Origin of the sequence: Blautia sp. LMAG:36, assembly GCF_008680535.1 — a bacterium.
In the GTDB taxonomy this organism is placed as follows: Bacteria; Bacillota; Clostridia; order Lachnospirales; family Lachnospiraceae; genus Blautia_A; species Blautia_A fusiformis.
Map to the genome: position 1 here is coordinate 232,281 of NZ_NALB01000004.1, position 18,721 is coordinate 251,001.

The 18,721-nt window shown below is 44.0% G+C and carries 12 protein-coding genes and 1 riboswitch; all 12 genes read left to right on the forward strand.

The genetic code is table 11. The features are described from left to right. Positions 1-168 precede the first annotated feature (168 nt). On the forward strand, positions 169-6,018 hold the full coding sequence (locus tag CCC17_RS05385; RefSeq protein WP_287082659.1) for a SpaA isopeptide-forming pilin-related protein: 5,850 nt from the start codon (positions 169-171) through the stop codon (positions 6,016-6,018). Positions 6,019-6,086: 68 nt separating this feature from the next. Further along, positions 6,087-7,583, forward strand: a complete 1,497-nt coding sequence (locus CCC17_RS05390) for a SpaH/EbpB family LPXTG-anchored major pilin (protein WP_287082661.1) — start codon at positions 6,087-6,089, stop codon at positions 7,581-7,583. Between the two features lie 141 nt (positions 7,584-7,724). Continuing rightward, positions 7,725-8,585, forward strand: a complete 861-nt coding sequence (locus CCC17_RS05395) for a class C sortase (RefSeq protein WP_287082662.1) — start codon at positions 7,725-7,727, stop codon at positions 8,583-8,585. A 3-nt stretch (positions 8,586-8,588) separates the two neighbouring features. Further along, positions 8,589-9,509, forward strand: a complete 921-nt coding sequence (locus CCC17_RS05400) for a class C sortase (RefSeq protein WP_173754322.1) — start codon at positions 8,589-8,591, stop codon at positions 9,507-9,509. Next, entirely contained in the window at positions 9,499-11,079 is a 1,581-nt protein-coding gene (locus CCC17_RS05405) for a pilin N-terminal domain-containing protein (protein ID WP_287082664.1), read from the forward strand. Before CCC17_RS05400 ends, CCC17_RS05405 begins: the two co-directional genes overlap by 11 nt. A gap of 187 nt (positions 11,080-11,266) precedes the next feature. Next, positions 11,267-11,368: riboswitch (SAM riboswitch) on the forward strand. A gap of 86 nt (positions 11,369-11,454) precedes the next feature. After that, positions 11,455-12,657: a methionine adenosyltransferase gene (gene metK / locus CCC17_RS05410; RefSeq protein WP_044960865.1), complete on the forward strand. Its 1,203-nt coding sequence runs from the start codon at positions 11,455-11,457 to the stop codon at positions 12,655-12,657. Positions 12,658-12,800: 143 nt separating this feature from the next. Continuing rightward, positions 12,801-13,958 carry a sensor histidine kinase gene (locus CCC17_RS05415; RefSeq protein WP_118625737.1) on the forward strand — a complete coding sequence of 386 codons (1,158 nt, stop codon included), beginning with the start codon at positions 12,801-12,803 and terminating at the stop codon, positions 13,956-13,958. After that, positions 13,951-14,640 carry a response regulator transcription factor gene (locus CCC17_RS05420; protein WP_287082666.1) on the forward strand — a complete coding sequence of 230 codons (690 nt, stop codon included), beginning with the start codon at positions 13,951-13,953 and terminating at the stop codon, positions 14,638-14,640. The genes CCC17_RS05415 and CCC17_RS05420 overlap by 8 nt, the downstream gene beginning before the upstream one ends. A 100-nt stretch (positions 14,641-14,740) precedes the next feature. After that, positions 14,741-15,277, forward strand: a complete 537-nt coding sequence (locus tag CCC17_RS05425; RefSeq protein WP_022426158.1) for a Uma2 family endonuclease — start codon at positions 14,741-14,743, stop codon at positions 15,275-15,277. Between the two features lie 313 nt (positions 15,278-15,590). After that, a complete protein-coding gene (locus CCC17_RS05430) occupies positions 15,591-17,030 on the forward strand; it encodes an aminotransferase class I/II-fold pyridoxal phosphate-dependent enzyme (RefSeq protein ID WP_287082667.1) in 1,440 nt (479 codons plus the stop codon). Positions 17,031-17,042: 12 nt separating this feature from the next. Next, the gene (locus CCC17_RS05435) at positions 17,043-17,630 is read left to right on the forward strand and encodes a guanylate kinase (protein WP_287082668.1); all 588 of its coding nucleotides are present in this window, start codon (positions 17,043-17,045) and stop codon (positions 17,628-17,630) included. A 101-nt stretch (positions 17,631-17,731) separates the two neighbouring features. Then, the gene (holB, locus tag CCC17_RS05440; protein WP_015526578.1) at positions 17,732-18,721 is read left to right on the forward strand and encodes a DNA polymerase III subunit delta'; all 990 of its coding nucleotides are present in this window, start codon (positions 17,732-17,734) and stop codon (positions 18,719-18,721) included.

Here is an 18,721-nt window from a genome sequence, read left to right on the forward strand (position 1 = left end):
TGGTATATTGACACTACAATCACATAAGGGTAAAATATTGTAAAGGTGTAACCTGTTTACTCACCGGCTAAAAACATGAAGCTTTTTTAAGAGAAAGGAATATAAACAGAAGTAAAGTAATAAGAAATACAGTACACGTTAATGCACACACAGGAAAGCGGGAAAGGTATGAAAAAATTAAGGAATAATAAGATCAGAAAACTCCTGGCATTTATGGTGGCTTTGGCGTTGATGGTATCCTGTATGCCGAGTGCATATACGATCTCCGCGAGTGAGGCGTTCGGAGATGGAACGGAGGATATATTTACAGATGGCGAATTTACATCTGAACCAGCGGCCGAAGAATCGACACCGGATGTAAGCAGCGCTGACCAGGAGAAAACGGAACAGGCGCAGCAATCGACGCTTACATATGAAAATGATTCTGTTAAAGTAACAGCAGAGGCACTGGAGGACGGAGCTCTTCCGCAGAATACAGCATTGAAGGCTGACAGCGTAAACGAGAATTCATCCGTATCTTATGATACAGTTTCTCAGAAGCTTTCAGCAGCAGCTACAGACAAGGGCAGCAGCCTGAGAGGTTTTTTTGCGTATGATGTGTATTTTGCTGATGGCGACGGAAACAGAGTCGAGCCGAATGGCAGAGTCAGAGTAACTTTTGAGTACAAGACACCGGCAGCACCGGAGCTTACCGATGCAGCCAGCACGAGTGTAACCGTTGAGAAGCTTCATTATAACAGCAGTACCGGTGATACTGATGTTAACACCTTACAGGCCAACGAGGATCTGAAGGTTCTGAATGTCAACGAGGGCAAACAGATCCAGACACTTCAGGTTGAGACTGGCAACGCAGCTGTTTTTGCCGTTATGTGGGATTCTCCTGAGACAGCAGATGTCGAGGCGGAAGCTGTTTCCGGTAATGGGGACGAGGTGTCTATCGCATCAGAGGAGCTTACGGACGGAGTGGATATTTCGGACGAGCCTGAGCAGGATGCAGCTGAGACACCGGCAGCAGAGAATCCGGAGGTAACTCCTGAGGCAGAGCCTTCTGAGGCTCCGGCGGAGAATCCGGATGCTGAACCTACCGAAGCGCCGACAGAGGATCCGGATGTGGTGGAAGAACCGGCAGAGGATATTGAGAGCCCGGAGGATGTTCCGGCAGCAGATGAGAATGGTGAGACAAGCCTGATCGAGGTTCTGGGAGACGATACGAATCTTCGTATCAGTCCATCTGTCGAGGCAGAGGTTCTGGCAACTGTAAACGCAGGAACACAGCTCACACTTCTGGATACCGTAACAGCAGAGGACGGAGCAACCTGGTACAAGGTTTCCTGGGAAGGAACCGAGGCTTACATAAGAAGTGATATGGCACAGGTTGTTGACAGCAGTGATGAGGCAGAAGAAGTCGAGGATGTGCAGGAAGAAGAAATTCAGCCTGAGATCACCAGATATGATTACACGAGTGACGAAGTCAATGTAAAAGTCACCCTTACCGATCCGGCAGACCTTCCGGACAATGCAGAGCTTTCCGTAACACCGGTAGAGCTCAGCCAGGAAGCCGAAGACCAGATCACCGAAGAAGCGATTAAAGAAAAGAAAGCCATCGAGAAAATCCACGCCTACGATATCAAATTCCTGGTGGACGGCGAAGAGGTTCAGCCAGGTGCTACAGTGAAGGTATCTGTATCTCTGAATGATGAGAAGAAGATCAAGGATGCAGATGTATATCACGTAGACGAGAATGATAACGTTGAAAATATGGATGGCAGCGTTGCCAAGAATGGTGATGTTGAGTTCGAGACGACGCATTTTTCTACTTATGTAATTGTAAATAACAGTCCTAGTAGAAAAGTTAAGGTTACATTACAGCATTATTGCAATAATATTAAAATTTATGCGGATACAGTACGCCATATAGAAGTTGGAGGAAAGATTCCTGATTACAGAGCAACAGAGAATTATAATATAGACAAGGTTGTAGTTGTAAAAGATAATGGAGAAGAAACTCCAGTACATGATATCCATGAAGTACAAGTTGCAAGTGATACAGTTGTAAAAATTTATTATATTCCAAAGCCATCAACTGAAGAAAGTGGAGATGTGGTTTTTTATGATTATCAGGTAAAGCCTAAAAATAATAATAATAAGGGCATTAATGATCTTTCACATTATCAAAAGCGTGATAAAAGTAACATGATGATTATGGGAACTCAAAAACAGACCGGTTTAGGAGATTATAATGCATACGGAGATAATGGTAAAAATGCCAATATCTATGTTGAAAATGATAATAGGGTTACGACCGGTTTAGTAACAGGGCTATCTAATGACTATAAGGAAGTTGTATGGAAAGTTGATCAACCCGGATTTTTTACAGATGATAACTTAGGTGAAGATGAAGGTAAAGAAAAATATACAAGCTACAAGCTGTTGTTTAGCAAGACAGGAAATAATTACAAACTGACCGGAGTAAAGCAGCCAGGAGGTGGTTACTTTAAATGTAATGATAATGGTTCTTACTTCTATCCTTTAAAGGATCCTATAGATGATGGGACAGAAAGAGGACAAGACTATTTCGGAATGAGATATGATATAGAATTCAAGCTTGGAGATTATGTAGGGCCATTGAATTATAAATTTACTGGTGATGATGATTTATGGGTTTTACTGGATGGAAAAAAAGTAGTAATTGATGTTGGTGGTATTCATAAGTCAATTGAAAGTTCTGCTGATTTATGGAAATACCTTGGATTCAAGGAAGGAATAGGAGCATCAACAGATGAAGAAAAAAATAAAACCCATAGGATTACCGTACTTTATATGGAACGAGGTGCTTATGAATCCAATTGTAAGATGGATTTCACAATTCCAGATGCAAGATTTGTAAATGTAGAAAATGTTCCTCTTGCAGATCTTACACTTACAAAGGTTGACTCTAAAGGCAATGGTATTTCCGGTGCGAAGTTCAAACTGGTAAATGATAATGGAGGCGAAACATACCCGATTACAACATCCGATGCTAAAGGTAATGTTACATTTAATAATCTGAAAGAGGGAACTTATACATTAACAGAGGCAGTAGCACCTGATGGATATGTAGCATCTAAAGAAGCTTATAAGGTGGAAGTAACAGTCAGTGGAGATAAGGCAACTGCTAAACTTTATAAGGCGGATGAAAGAACTGAGGTTGCGAATAACCAAATTGTCAACTACACTGAGAAAGAAGAAGCTATAAAAAATTTAACAAGCAGCAAGAAAGTTAAAGTTGATAATTATGGCGAAAGAACTTATCAGGTTGATCTGAACGCGGAGTTGACAGGACGAGAATCCGGAGTTGAAGCAAAGGGTGCCAGTGTTGTAATGGTATTGGATGCCAGTGATTCTATGACGAAGAGTATAAGTAAGACGGATCAAACTAAAAAGTATGAGGCTTTAAAAACTGCAGCAGAGACATTTGTGGATACTTTAAGTAAGAAATCGAAAGAAAGTCGAATTTCAATTATCTGGTATAGCGGTACTGAAGGAAGTAATCCCACCATAGAGACATTGGACTTCCAGAGCTTGGATGAAAATGGAGTAGCAGCTTTAAAAAACAATATTGATGCTAAAAAGGAGAAGGATTTTGATGGTGGAACACCAATGGGATCTGCATTGGAAGCTGCGAAGAATCAGTTGGCAAAAGTAAAGGATCAGTCAAATAAATATGTTGTGTTTATGACAGATGGTATGCCGGGATATTGGACTAAATATAACAACAAGAATTGTATGACGGCAAATAAAGCAGTTAATAATGCAAAAGAGATAAAACCGAATGCGATTCTGTATACGGTTGGTGTAGGACTTAGCGAAACGGAGAAATTTAAATGGAAAGTAGGGCATTCTGATAAATCTCCAGATTTTGGTCATCTTTCAAAGCATGATTTACTTACTACAGGATCGGATTTTCTGAGCAATTATATAGCAACTGAAGCTAAAGGCACCAATAAGTATGCATATGATACAAGTGATGTTACAGGTCTTGTAAATACATTTGACGTTATTGCAGGAAAAATCGGTGATCTGTTTACAATTCAGCCACAGAAGATAGTAGATACTATTGATCCACGATTTGAACTCACAGAAACAGGTTTAACTCAGTTGGCTAATAATTGTCATCTTGGAAAAGGAACTATTGAAACCAAAGATGGTTCGACAGAAATCATTTGGAAAGATAGTAAAACAAAAGAAGAATTAGGTAAAGTAACAATTATTAAAAATTCAAATGGTTCAACTACAATTACTTGGACCGGCGGCGCAGCGAAGATTGGAAACAAGGAAGCTACAGAAGCGAAAGATCAGGGCTGGAAAGCAAGCTTCCAAATCAAAGCAAAGGATGATTTCATTGGCGGAAATATGGTACCGACCAATGGCGCAGATTCCGGTATTTATCTGGATAATGAGTCTACCAGATTTTTTGATCAGCCATCTGTAAATGTTAAATTACTGAGTCTTTCTATTGGCAATGATGAAACAACTGTTTTCAAGGGAGAAAGCATTGATCCGTCAGGATATGCAAATGAACTTGCTAAAACATTAAAAGTTGTAGAACTGGATGGAAAGACTACTACGATTACAGGTATGAATCCTGTGACAGGTGAAGGCGATTCCAAAACACCGACATTCCCGACACTGATGGGTGATCAGAAGAAGGAATTAACTGAAAAAGGTACGATCACACTTGACACAAATAAAGATGGTTCTCATCAATATGAGTACACTTATCCAGGGACAAATGAGCCGGTAGGATATTTCACTTATACGTATAAGTTATCCGATAATCCAGGCGGAAACATGGGAGTTCATGAAGCTTCAACGGTTGGAAAAGCAGTAGAGAAGTATGAGCTTGAGGTAACATACTATCCGTATTCCAAAGACACCAGAAAAGGCATGGATGCGCTTAACAATGTAAAAGAACCTGCTACAAGTGATGGTGGCACAGAGGTTGCTGATAAGGATATCGAAGCGGTTACCGGTACTTATACAGTAAATGTAATCGCCGGACAGATTAAGATTACCAAGAAGCTTCCAGATGGTGAGATAGCTCAGCAGGATGCTGAATTTACATTTGAAATCTATAAAGTAACAACAGGTGAAAACGGAGAGAAAGTTGAAACGAAACTTAAAACCGAACCGACACCAATAAAAGCAACGATAAACAAAGGTCAGAATGTAGCGAAATTTAGTAATAACGAGAGTATTACAATTGCAAATTTGGCCAAAGGCGAATATGTTGTAAGAGAGGTATCTAACAGCGGTTATACATTGGAAACAGCTGTATATGACGACACAGAAGCAACGAATTGTAAGGCTGTTAATAATGAGACAACTGTTAATAATGAGACAACTAAAGATGTTACTTTTACAATTGGTACCGACAGAAAGGGCAAAAATGCATTAGAGGCAAAAGAGCTGAAAGCCCAAAATGTTGATTATGCATCTTATGCTGGTCCAGGATGCGTTGGAAAAGCTGATTTTACCAACAAAGAAATTGTATCTGATGTAAATTTCGTAAAGATCGATGCGGTAAAAGATCTGCAGGTTAATACAATTACTATAAGCGGTGCAGAGTTTAAGCTTTGTAAAGCAGATGCTGACTGGAAGCAGGGTGATGTAGTAAAAGATAATGTGGAATCTGGTGCGAATGGAGCATTTGGATTTGAAAAACTGGTTCCAGGTAACTATCTGTTGATAGAAACAAAAGCCGCTACAGGTTATTCTTTACCGCAGAATCCATGGAAGATCACAGTTGCTACGGATGGAACAGTTACAGTAACTAAGAATAATGGAACAGTAATCACACCAATAACGAGTGGTGATAAGAATGTCTACCAGATCGAAAACACTAAGGTATATTCCTTACCAGAATCCGGTGGACCGGGAACCTATGGATTTACAATCAGTGGTGTAGCGATTCTTGCAACTGCACTCCTGTTGTTTATAAATAATAAACGAAGGGAGGAAGAAGCAAAGAGATCGTAACACATTAATTGTAAATGGCCGATGAAGGGCGAAAAAGAAAAATGCAGAGAAAGAAAGGAGCAAACCTTATGAAAAATTTATTTAAAAAGATTGGTGCATTATTAGTGGCAGCGGTTATGGTACTGTCTATGTGCACAGCGGTTTTTGCAGATGATCGTGCGACTATCACATTAACAAATTTTGCAGATGCGGATTCATTAAAGTATATGCAGATTATTGAACCGGATCAGACTCAGCCAACAGGTTGGAAATTTAGTAATGAAGTAGCTGAAAATGCATTTAAAGCAGCAACAAAAAAAGATGCTCAGACTACATTATGGATGCTTATTCTTAAAGCTAATCCAGATGCAACGTCAAATCGCGAATTGAATATTCCAGAAGGCACAACTGCTATTAGCAATGCAGATATTGATAAAGCTTTAAGTACTATTAAATCTAATAAAGCTGCTCAGTGGACTACATTAGAAAATAAAGAGAGTCTGGATGTAAGCGTAGCAGGTGTGTATGCATTCGATGCTAAAAAGGATAAATATACTTACAAAATAGCAACAGCATATGTAGGATTTGGTGCTTATGATAAAGAAAAAGTACCAACACTTCAGAATACAAGCGTGGAGGCAAAAAGATCACATCTGGATATTGAAAAAACTGTTGGTGATGAGGATCATGCAGTTGCAATTGGTGATGTAGTTGAATATACAATCAAAACATACGTTCCTTACATTGACGCAAACAATACAGGAAGTAGAACATTTAGAATTACAGATGAAATTAAAGGTGCTGACTATGTGTTAGGTGAAGACGGAAATGTAGCTGGAACAGTTGTATTAGGCGATGGGAAAAATGCTATTTCAGTTGGGACTACTATTGTTCCAACTGAAAATGACAAACATTCCTTTGAGATTAATTTAGACAGCTTAGTTGCAAATGCAGACAATCCCAATGCAGGTGTGTTAGTTACTGTTAAATATAATGCAAAGATTACTAGCGTAACTGTAGAGAACACTGCTAAGGGCCACAAGAGTGATGAAACATATGGTGGTACTAATGATAATGTTAAGCTTTACACCGGTACTATTGTATTAACAAAGATTGATGCTAAGTCGGAAACAACGAAACTTGCAAATGCTGAATTTACAGTGCATGAAGTAACAACAAAAGATAACCAAGAAGTTGTAGGAGAGGCATTAACGTTTGATTATGATCAGAAAACAGGTGTTTACACATATAATCCTGATTCCCGTAGAACAACCGTGGTTACAAATGCAAATGGTGAGGTAACAGTTAAAGGTTTAGATAAAGGCAAGTATCACTTTAAAGAGACAAAAGCACCAAATGGTTATTCAATTAATGAAGCTGGTGCGGATATTAATCTTACCTTTGAGGGAAATGTAGCAAAAGCTGAATTTAAAAATACTAGTGGTAAATTGAAAGATTCAAGACTTTCATCCCTTCCATCCACAGGTGGCATGGGAACATACCTCTTCACTATCATCGGTGTTGTAGTTATGGCTGGCGCAGCTGGTGCTTTCTTCATCAGCCGCAGAAAAGGATCTGAGGAGTAATCGTTTGATTGCCGGATCGATTCAATTCAAAAATTATTTATAAGCAACGACAAAGCAAGTATTAAAACAAAGTAGTAAATCTTTTACCGCCCGGCCCTTTCGGGGGCCGGGAGTGGTAAATACAACAGTATGGAGAAACCTATGAGAAAGAATAAGAAGAAAAAATATATTGGACTTGGTTTGCTGTTTCTGATAGGGTTGTCCATACTGCTGTATCCAATGGTCAGTGATGCCTGGAACCGGTACAGGGACAGCCTGCTGATCAGTAATTATAGCAGCAGTGTTTCTTCGGATGATAATTCGGAGAAGATTGACAGCATGTGGAAGGCAGCGCAGGAGTATAACGAACAGATCAAGCAGGAAAGTGTGCCGGATGCCTTTTCCGTGAGGGATGGCCAGACGGACAGTACATATGAGTCTCTTCTGAACCTGAATGGTGATGGAATGATGGGGTATGTGGAGATTCCTGTGATCGATGTGAGCATTCCAATCTATCATTACACGACAGATGAGTCTCTGGAGAAGGGTGCCGGTCATTTGTTCGGCAGCAGTCTTCCGGTTGGCGGCAAGAGTACCCATTGTATTTTGTCGGCACACAGAGGACTTCCAAGTGCGAAACTTTTTACAGATCTGAATCTTGTGGAAGAGGGAGATGTTTTTTACCTGCATGTGCTGGGTAAAACGCTTGCTTACGAGGTGGATCAGATTCTTACCGTTCTTCCGGAGCAGACAGAGTCTCTGGGTATCACGGATGGGGATGATTATGTAACGCTGGTTACGTGTACGCCTTATGCGGTGAATACGCACAGACTTCTGGTGAGGGGACACAGAGTTCCGATGAAGGCTGCGAAGGCGGTTCAGAAAACAGAGAAGAAGGTTACCGGAATCACCAATCCGACGCTTCCGATGCTTGCTCTCTGTGTTGTGATCGGAATTGTGATCGCGGTGATCCTAGTTGCCGGTATCAATTCTGTTCAGAACAAAAAACGACGCAGGAAATGATTTATGGCTAAAAAGAAAAAAAAGAAAAAGAGTAATGTTGTCCTGAACATTTTTATCGCCCTGGTGTTTCTGGCGGGGGCGGGGGTGTTCCTTTATCCTACGATCAGTGATATGTGGAACCAGTACCGTAACGCCCAACTGGTCAGTAAGTACGAGGAAGCGGTAACGGAGCTTTCGGACAATGACTATGACAGGCTGTGGAAAGAGGCGAAGGAGTATAATGCCGAGCATCCGGTGAATGCCATTGTAGATGCTTTTGAGGAAGAGGATACTTATGAGCTGAGTCATCCTTATGACAGGGTTCTGGATCCGAACGGTGATGGTCTGATGGGGAGTATCGAGATCCCGAAGATCAAAGCGAAGCTGGCTATCTATCACGGACTGAGCAAGACCGTGCTGGAAAAGGGTGTGGGCCACGTGGAGGGCACCAGTCTTCCTATCGGAGGCAAGAGCACCCATGCGGTTCTGGCGGCGCATCGAGGTCTTCCTAACGCAAAGCTTTTTACAGATCTGGATCAGATGGAAAAGGGAGATATTTTTATCCTGCATATTCTTGGCAAGAATCTGGCCTACAAGGTGGATCAGATCAAGACGGTGCTTCCGGATGAGACCAGTGACCTGGATATTGTTGAGGGTGAGGATCATGTGACACTGGTTACGTGTACGCCTTATGCGGTGAATACTCACAGACTTCTTGTTCGTGGTATTCGGACGAAGTATGTGGAGGAAGAAGTTACTAAGAATGACGAAACGATTCCGCAGAAGCTTGCGGTTGTGGATCCGAAGAGGGTTCTTGCCGGCGGTGCGGCAGCGCTTGTTATTCTGATTCTGCTGATTTACCTGATTGTCCGCCGCAAGGATAAAAAACGCAGAATGAAACAGCTTTCAGAAAGGAAAGAGGAGGCAGAGAGCGATGAAAAATAGAAGAAAGCAAGGAAAAATATTCCGGAGCCTTCTGGCTGTTCTGATGCTGACGGCTATGCTGGTCACGAGTGTTTTGCAGCCGGTTTTCGCCGGGGATTATGTAGCTGGAACAATGGGTAATCTGACGTTGACAGTTCAGCAGGCGGATGAGGAAGGAAATCAGACTCCGCTGCCGGGTGTAGGGCTGACGATCTACAGGGTTGGCAGTGTGAATTTTGATGGCAATGTGCATTTCGTGCTGGATGAGGCACTGGCTGCCGCTGCAATCGATTTTGATTCCATCACGACGGCTGACGGCTGGTATGAAGCAGCAGGGCAGCTGGCAGATATGATCAGCAGCGGAAGCGTGGATGTGTGGGGTCTGTCCAGAACCTCTGATGCAGAGGGTAATATTACTGTTACCGATCTGGCTGAGGGCATGTATCTGGTGGTGCAGACAGATGCGAACAGCAGTGTTATGGTTTCACCGATGCTGATCTCCGTTCCTTTTGCAGATCAGGAGCAGGGCTGGATGTATGATGTGCAGGCATATCCGAAGACTTCAACGAAACAGCATACACAGATCCAGGTTACGAAGAGAATCTATAATGTTGATGAGAATGACAATGTGATTCCTCTGGAAACGAAAGAGGATGTAACTTATAAGGTTGGCGTTTTTTCGGATCAGGAAGGTACGATCCCGTTCCGTGATGATTATTTAAAGGATATCCATATCCAGAATGCTTCCAGTGGTACAGCTACATGGACGGATGTTCCGGATGGCACCTATTATGTATTTGAGCTGGATGAGGATGGAAATCTTCTTCAGCAGAATACGAAGATCGAGGTGGATGAGGAGAATCTTTACTACTACAATGTAACGAAGCTGAATGGCGAGAGTGAAGAGAAGTCCAATCAGGTTGTGATCGGTGGAGATAGTGGTGCTGCTGAGGCAGTGGCTTATGTAAATAACTATTATACAAAGATTTCCGATATATTCAGCCGTAACGGATTTATCAACATTAAGAAGAATGTGATGATCGATGGTGTTGCTTCTACTGTGGATGATACGTTCTATGCAGGTGTGTTCTCCACTGAGAGTAACGGTGAGCTGACGCTTGAGAAGGTAGTGACTCTGAAACAGAATGATAGTGTTCAGGTAATGTTGGATCTTCCAAAGGATCAGGAGATCAACAGTGTTACTTATACTGTTCTGGAGACGGATAAGGATGGAAATCCGGTTGATGATGATACCTTTAAGTATACAGTTACCGGTCAGGGTGAGGTTACACTGAATAATGATAACCGATATACTGTAACAAAGGAGATCACCAACAGTCTTTCTTCCGAGCCGACACCGATTCCGACTGTTACACCTGGTGGAAATCATGGTGGAAATGATCGGATCACTCCGATCCCGAATAACGGCACAGCGGGCGGAACTGCTCCGAACGATACCAGCGGTACAGCAAGACGTTCTGTAAAGACCGGCGATGATACACCGATCGGCGTATGGGTTGGAATCCTTGCAGCAGCGATCATTGTTGGCGGTGGTGCAGCTTATGGAGTTAAGAGAAAGAAGAAAAAATAAATAACGGATCGTTCTGAAGGATGATCGATGGAAGAACCGGGCGATGTGGACGCCCGGTTCTTTTTTGAAATATTTACGTATTGGGGATGAAAAAGCAGCGGGTGATATTTTTTCTCGAAAATTGCTCTTGACATTTTGGTATGATAAGTATATTGTATGTGTTGCAGCAAATTTCATAAAAGATAGCCTTTTATTCAGAGTGGTGGAGATACAAAGGATCTGTGAAGCCACGGCAACCCCGGATAACCCAGGAAGGTGCCAACCTGAGCGAGCAATCGAACAATAAGAGGATTGTTTACAGAATTTAAACAGTCCGGATTGTACGGGCTGTTTTTTATGTATATAACCATTGTTTTATTACAAAAGGAGAAGATCATGGAGAAAATTTTATTTACATCTGAATCTGTAACTGAGGGTCATCCTGACAAGGTCTGCGACTCTATTTCCGATGCGATCCTTGATGCTATGATGGCACAGGATCCGATGAGCCGTGTTGCTTGCGAGACTGCTACTACAACAGGTCTTGTACTTGTTATGGGTGAGATCACAACCAAGGCTAATGTTGATATCCAGAAGATCGTTCGTGATACGATCCGTGAGATCGGATATGACAATGCGGATTATGGCTTTGACGCAGATACCTGTGCGGTTATCACATCACTTGACAAGCAGTCCACAGATATCGCTATGGGTGTTGACAAGGCTCTTGAGCAGAAAGAGGATGATATGAATGAGGACGAGCTGGATTCCATCGGTGCCGGTGACCAGGGTCTTCAGTTTGGTTATGCTTCCAATGAGACTGAGGAGTATATGCCATATGCCATCAACATGGCTCACAAGCTTGCTCAGCAGCTGACAAAGGTTCGTAAGGACGGCACTCTGAAATATTTAAGACCGGATGGAAAGACTCAGGTTACTGTAGAGTATGATGAGGCCGGCAAGCCGAAGAGAATCGATGCTGTTGTATGCTCTACACAGCATGATCCGGATGTTACTCAGGAGCAGATCCATGAGGATATTAAGAAGTATGTTTTTGATGCGATCATTCCGGCTGATATGGTTGATGCGGATACGAAGTATTTCATCAATCCGACAGGTCGTTTTGTTATTGGCGGACCTCACGGTGACAGTGGTCTGACAGGTCGTAAGATCATCGTTGATACCTACGGCGGAACAGGACGTCACGGCGGCGGTGCTTTTTCCGGTAAGGATTGCACAAAGGTTGACCGTTCTGCTGCTTATGCTGCACGTTATGTTGCAAAGAACATTGTTGCAGCCGGTCTTGCTGACAAGTGTGAGATCCAGCTTTCCTATGCGATCGGTGTTGCGCATCCGACTTCTGTCAGTGTGAATACCTTCGGAACAGGTAAGCTTTCTGAGCCCAAGCTTGTTGAGATCGTTCGTGAGAATTTTGATCTTCGTCCGGCTGGTATCATCAAGATGCTTGACCTTCGTCGTCCGATCTACAAGCAGACTGCTGCTTATGGTCATTTCGGCCGTACAGATGTTGATCTTCCATGGGAGCATCTGGACAAGGTTGAGACTCTGAAGAAGTATCTTTGCAACAGCTACGAATAATCGTTTCAGAAGAATAAAGAGTGAAGCCCCCCGGTAGTATCAGTACCGGGGGCTTTTTTATAGAAAATTTAGAGATAGGGAATATAGTTTATGTTATAATACGTGTATGTGAATGTGTGAATTTATAAAGGACGGAGATACAGATGAAGTTAAAAACACGTATTATTGTGGGCTTCGTTGCGATCATCTTGCTGCCGTTGCTTCTTTTTTCCGCAAGTCTGTACGGGTTCAGCCAGACGCAGGCGAGGCATGTGCAGGAGAGCAGCAGCCAGGCTTCGGACTCCAGCCAGATGGTCTATGATATTTCTCTGGCGCAGTCTTCCAGTAACCAGGTGAAGCTGATGGCCAAGGATATGATCCTGACCGCAACGATCATCCTTGTTTTTACTGCTTTGTCAGTGGGGCTGTGGATCTACAGGAGTATTGCGGTTCCGCTGGTGAAGCTTAAGAAGGCTACCAAGAACATCAAGGAGGGGAATCTGGATTTTGTGCTGGAGGTTGAGGGGAATGATGAATTTTCCCAGCTTTGCCAGGATTTTGAGGAGATGCGTAAGCGTCTGAAGGAGTCCACGGAAGAGAAGATCCTGATGGATAAAGAGAACAAAGAACTGATCAGTAATATTTCCCATGACCTGAAGACTCCGATTACTGCAGTGAAGGGCTATGTGGAAGGCATTATGGATGGTGTGGCGGATACGCCGGAGAAGATGGACCGGTATGTGCGTACCATTTATAATAAGACCAATGAGATGGATCACCTGATCAATGAGCTGACCTTTTATTCCAAGATCGATACCAACCGTATTCCGTATACGTTCAGCAAGCTGAATGTGGAGGATTATTTTTCGGATTGTGCGGAGGAGCTTGGGCTTGAGATGGAGACCAGGGGAATCGAGCTTGTGTATGCCAATTATGTGGAGAAGGGTGTGCAGGTTATTGCGGATGGTGAGCAGATCCGCCGTGTGATCCATAATATTGTGAGTAATGCCATTAAGTATATGGAGAAGCCAAGGGGGATCATCCAGCTTCGGGTGAAGGATGTGGGTGATTTTATCCAGGTGGAGATCGAGGATAACGGCAAGGGGATTGCCGCCAAGGATCTGCCGTATATTTTTGACCGTTTTTACCGTACCGATGTTTCCAGGAATTCTTCCAAGGGAGGAAGCGGTATCGGACTTTCCATCGTAAAGAAGATCATGGAGGATCATGGTGGAAAGGTCTGGGCCACAAGCCGGCTGGGGATCGGAACGATCATGTATTTTGTTCTCAGAAAATATCAGGAGGTACCGATGAATGAGTAGGATTTTGATCATAGAGGATGAGGAAGCGATCGCGGATCTGGAGAAGGATTATCTGGAGCTTTCGGGTTTTGAGGTGGAGATCGAGAACCGTGGTGATACGGGGCTTGTACGTGCCATGAAGGAGGAGTTTGATCTGATCATCCTGGATCTGATGCTTCCGGAGGTGGATGGCTTTGATATCTGCAGGCAGGTCCGTGAGGAGAAGAATACGCCGATCATTATGGTTTCTGCCAAGAAGGATGATATCGATAAGATCCGCGGACTGGGTCTTGGTGCGGATGATTATATGACCAAGCCGTTCAGCCCAAGTGAGCTGGTTGCACGTGTGAAGGCGCATATGGAGCGTTATAACCGGCTGGTTGGTTCCAATGTGCGTAAGAATGATGTGATCGAGATCCGTGGTATTAAGATCGATAAGACGGCCAGGCGTGTGTGGGTCAATGGTGAGGAGACGACGTTTACTACCAAGGAGTTTGATCTTTTGACTTTTCTGGCTGAGAATCCGAACAGGGTTTTTACAAAGGAGGAGCTTTTCCGGGAGATCTGGGATATGGAGTCTGTGGGTGATATCGCTACGGTTACGGTGCATATCAAGAAGATCCGTGAAAAGATCGAGTTTAATACGGCCAAGCCTCAGTATATTGAGACGATCTGGGGTGTGGGGTACCGGTTTAAGGTGTGAGTCTGTGGGGAAGGCTTCGGATGGAGCTGCTGCAGGTGTATGAGTGCAGATCGGAATGATGGTGTATGATCTGCCGGGTGCTTTTGAGAGGAGTGGAGATATGCCGCTGTTGAGGGAAAGAATTTATACGATAGAGGATATTTATGCTTTGCCGGAGGGTGAAAGAGCGGAACTGATCGATGGACATATTTATTATATGGCGCCGCCGAATACGATGCATCAGAGGATTTCAAGTATTTTGTCCAGAAAGATAGGTAACTATATAGATTCTAACAAGGGCAAATGTGAGGTGTTTGCCGCACCGTTTGCGGTGTATCTGGATGAGAAGACGAATACTTATGTGGAACCGGATGTTTCTGTTATCTGTGATCCGGATAAGCTGGATGACAGGGGATGTAAGGGGGCTCCGGACTGGATCATCGAGATCGTTTCTCCGGCGAGCAGGCGTATGGATTATTATACCAAGCTGTTTAAATACAGGACTGCCGGTGTGAGAGAGTACTGGATCGTGGATCCTGTGAAGAAGCTGGTAATGGTGTATGATTTTGAAAATGAGGATACGGAGCAGTATACATTTCAGGATTCGATCAAGGTGGGAATCTATGAGGAGCTGAGGATCGATTTTGCTGAGATGTGATAAAAATGGAGGGGAATATCGTCTGGTGATAGCCCCTCCTTGTTTTTTGGCAAAAAAATAGAACGCCGTCGCAACGCCGTCCTTACAAAAACACAAAGTGTTTTTTGATTCTGAAATTATTATATGTGCGAGATGATATTTTGTCAACCTGTTTACTGCGAAAATTTACCACGGTATACATCCGACTTAGATGCAAAAATCTGAAATATGGATAATCGTCAGTGACAGAAAAATTCGTTTCAGGTATAATGAAACTAACTATGATATTGATATGGGGAAAGTAACAGAGGTGGATTTTTTGAAAGGACGAACTATGGAAGACAGATTATACAAGAAATTGGAAGCGTACGGTAAGAGTGATTTTTATCCGTTTCATATGCCGGGGCATAAGAGGAATCCGCTGGCTGTGGAGGGGGATTTTCCGGTGGAGATGGATATTACGGAGATTGACGGGTTTGATAACCTGCATCATGCTGAGGATATTTTGAAAAGGGCGCAGGAGGATGTTGCACGGCTTTATGGTGTGCCGGAGAGTTTTTACAGTATTAATGGAAGCTCCGGGGCGATCCTGGCGGCGGTGTCTGCGGCTGTGGATAAGGGGGGACAGATCCTGGTGGCAAGGAACTGCCATAAGGCGGTTTACCATGCGATTTATCTGCGGGAGCTGAGTGCCACGTATATTTATCCACAAGAGGATCCGAAATTGGGGATAAACGGAGGGATTTCACCCGGCCGTGTGGAAATGTATCTGGCGGAAAATCCGGAGATCCAGGCGGTGCTGATCACTTCACCGACTTATGACGGGATCGTGTCGGATGTGGCTAGGATCGCGGAGATCGCGCATCACTATGGTGTGCCGCTGATCGTGGATGAGGCTCACGGGGCGCATTTTCGGTTTTCGGATTATTTTCCGGTGTCTGCGGCGCAGCTTGGTGCGGATGTGGTGATCAACAGTGTGCATAAGACGCTGCCCTGTCTGACCCAGACGGGGGTGATCCACCTGTGCAGTGATCGTGTGAGCCGGGAAAAACTGAAGCGTTTTCTGGGAATCTATCAGAGCAGCAGTCCTTCTTATATTCTTATGAGCAGCATTGATGCGTGCATGGATAAGCTGGAGCGTGAGGGGGATGAGATGTTCCGTGTGTTTACGGAGAATCTGGAAAAAGCACGCAGGCGTCTTTCCGAGTGTAAGTATATCCGGCTGGTAACGCCGCAGGCCTGTGAGTGCCAGAGAGTTTTTGATTTTGACAGATCCAAGATATTGCTTTCTACTGTGGATAGTTCGCTGAACGGCCGGGAGCTGCATCAGATCCTCCGGAGGGAGTTTCATCTGGAAATGGAGATGGAGGCGGAGAATTATGTGCTGGCGCTGGCAGCTGTGGGTGATACGGCGGAGGGTTTTGAGCGGCTTTGTGATGCTATTGAAGAGATCGACCGCCGTGAATCGTTAAAATATAGAGAAGAGGCTGTGGAGAAGGAGCCTTTGAAAAACGGAAAAATGAAGCAGATCATGCGGATCTCCCAGGCTATGGATGCGGAGAGTGAGCGGTGTCCTCTGGATGAGTGTATCGGACGGACGTCCGGAGAGTTTGCGTATCTTTATCCGCCGGGGATCCCGCTGATCGTTCCGGGGGAACAGATTTCTGGACATTTCGTAAAAAATGTGAGAAGATACCTGGAACAGGGCTTTGAGGTCCAGGGCCTGAGCGACCAGACCAGTGAGACGGTGTGTGTTGTGAGAAATGAGATGTAACAGAGGAGACATATGGGAAAGATTTTTTACATTATGGGAAAAAGCTCTTCCGGTAAGGACAGTATTTACAGACAGCTGGAGAAGGATCAGGAGCTGGGGCTTAAGCGGCTTGTGATCTATACTACCCGTCCGATCCGGGATGGAGAGATGAATGGAAGAGAATATTTTTTTGCGGATGAGAATAAACTGAAGGAGTTCCGAAGAAACGGGAAGCTGATCGAGGCGCGTACTTATCAGACGGTTTACGGGCCGTGGACATATTTTACTGCGGATGACGGGCAGGTGTCTGTGGGAAATGACAGCTATCTGGGGATCGGTACACTGGAGTCTTTTGTGAGGCTCCGGGAGTATTACGGCAATGAAGTGATGTGGCCGGTTTATATAGAGGTGGAAGACGGAGAACGTCTGGAGCGTGCGCTTGCCAGGGAGAAGACCCAGGAGGTGCCGAAGTACGAGGAGATGTGCAGGCGTTTTCTGGCAGATCAGAATGATTTTTCCGAGGAAAATATTCTTAAAGCAGGTATATGGAAGCGTTTTGAGAATCATAATCTGGATGAATGTGTGAAGGAGATCGTAAATTATATAAAATCTGTACAATAAGGAAAAATAGTTTTTTTTATACAGAAGATTATGTTATAATTAGTTGAAAGATGTCCGCCGGGTATAACGGAGGGCACAAAAGGCAGAAAGAGGTGATTCTTATGGCAGGATTTCATGACATCATCGGCCATGACGATATAATCAGGCATTTGAAGAATGCAATAGAGACAGGAAAGGTATCCCATTCTTATATTTTTACAGGGGAACCGGGATCCGGCAAGAAGCTTCTTGCGGGGACTTTTGCGGCAGCGCTGCAGTGTGAATCGGGAGAGTCTGAACCGTGTATGACTTGTGATTCCTGTAAGAAGGTGATCGGCAAGAATCATCCGGATATCATTACAGTAACTCATGAGAAGCCTGGAAGCATCAGCATTGACGAGGTGCGTGACCAGGTTGTGCGTGATGTGGATATCAAGCCGTACTGCAGTCCGTATAAGATCTATATCATTCCAGATGCGGAGATGATGACGGTGCAGGCGCAGAATGCCATTTTGAAAACTATCGAGGAACCGCCGGAATATGCGGTGATCATGCTGCTGACAAGCAATATCGACAGTCTTCTTCCTACGATCCGTTCCAGATGTGTGCGTCTGGATCTGAAGGTGGTGGATGACAGTCTTGTGAAGGAATATCTGATGGAGCATCTTCAGGTGCCGGATTATCAGGCTGAGATCGATGCGTCTTATGCGCAGGGCAGTATCGGCAAGGCGAAGGAGGCTGCGACTTCTCAGGAGTTTGCGGATATGACTGCCAATGCCCTGAAGATTTTGAAATATGCCAATTCCATGGAGGTTTATGAGCTGACAGAGGCAATCAAGACTTTGACTGCTGATAAGAATAATATCAATGATTATCTGGATATTTTCCAGTTCTGGTTCCGCGATGTTCTGATGTTTAAGGCAACAAGGGAAATTGACAACCTGGTTTTTAAACAGGAGATTAATTTTATCAGAGAGCAGGCCAGCGAGCGTTCTTATGAGAATATCGAAAAAATCCTTGAGGCACTGGAGAAGACGAAGGTGCGTCTCCGTGCCAATGTTAATCTCGAACTTGCCCTGGAGCTCCTGTTCCTGACAATTAGGGAGAAATAG

Bases quoted from the DNA above. Each gene is read 5' to 3' on its own strand.
- CCC17_RS05400 (WP_173754322.1), top strand. From the start codon at position 8,589: ATGGCTAAAAAGAAAAAAAAGAAAAAGAGTAATGTTGTCCTGAACATT.
- metK (WP_044960865.1), top strand. From the start codon at position 11,455: ATGGAGAAAATTTTATTTACATCTGAATCTGTAACTGAGGGTCATCCT.
- CCC17_RS05435 (WP_287082668.1), top strand. From the start codon at position 17,043: ATGGGAAAGATTTTTTACATTATGGGAAAAAGCTCTTCCGGTAAGGAC.
- CCC17_RS05425 (WP_022426158.1), top strand. From the start codon at position 14,741: ATGCCGCTGTTGAGGGAAAGAATTTATACGATAGAGGATATTTATGCT.
- CCC17_RS05415 (WP_118625737.1), top strand. From the start codon at position 12,801: ATGAAGTTAAAAACACGTATTATTGTGGGCTTCGTTGCGATCATCTTG.
- CCC17_RS05405 (WP_287082664.1), top strand. From the start codon at position 9,499: ATGAAAAATAGAAGAAAGCAAGGAAAAATATTCCGGAGCCTTCTGGCT.
- CCC17_RS05395 (WP_287082662.1), top strand. From the start codon at position 7,725: ATGAGAAAGAATAAGAAGAAAAAATATATTGGACTTGGTTTGCTGTTT.
- CCC17_RS05420 (WP_287082666.1), top strand. From the start codon at position 13,951: ATGAGTAGGATTTTGATCATAGAGGATGAGGAAGCGATCGCGGATCTG.
- holB (WP_015526578.1), top strand. From the start codon at position 17,732: ATGGCAGGATTTCATGACATCATCGGCCATGACGATATAATCAGGCAT.
- CCC17_RS05385 (WP_287082659.1), top strand. From the start codon at position 169: ATGAAAAAATTAAGGAATAATAAGATCAGAAAACTCCTGGCATTTATG.
- CCC17_RS05390 (WP_287082661.1), top strand. From the start codon at position 6,087: ATGAAAAATTTATTTAAAAAGATTGGTGCATTATTAGTGGCAGCGGTT.
- CCC17_RS05430 (WP_287082667.1), top strand. From the start codon at position 15,591: ATGGAAGACAGATTATACAAGAAATTGGAAGCGTACGGTAAGAGTGAT.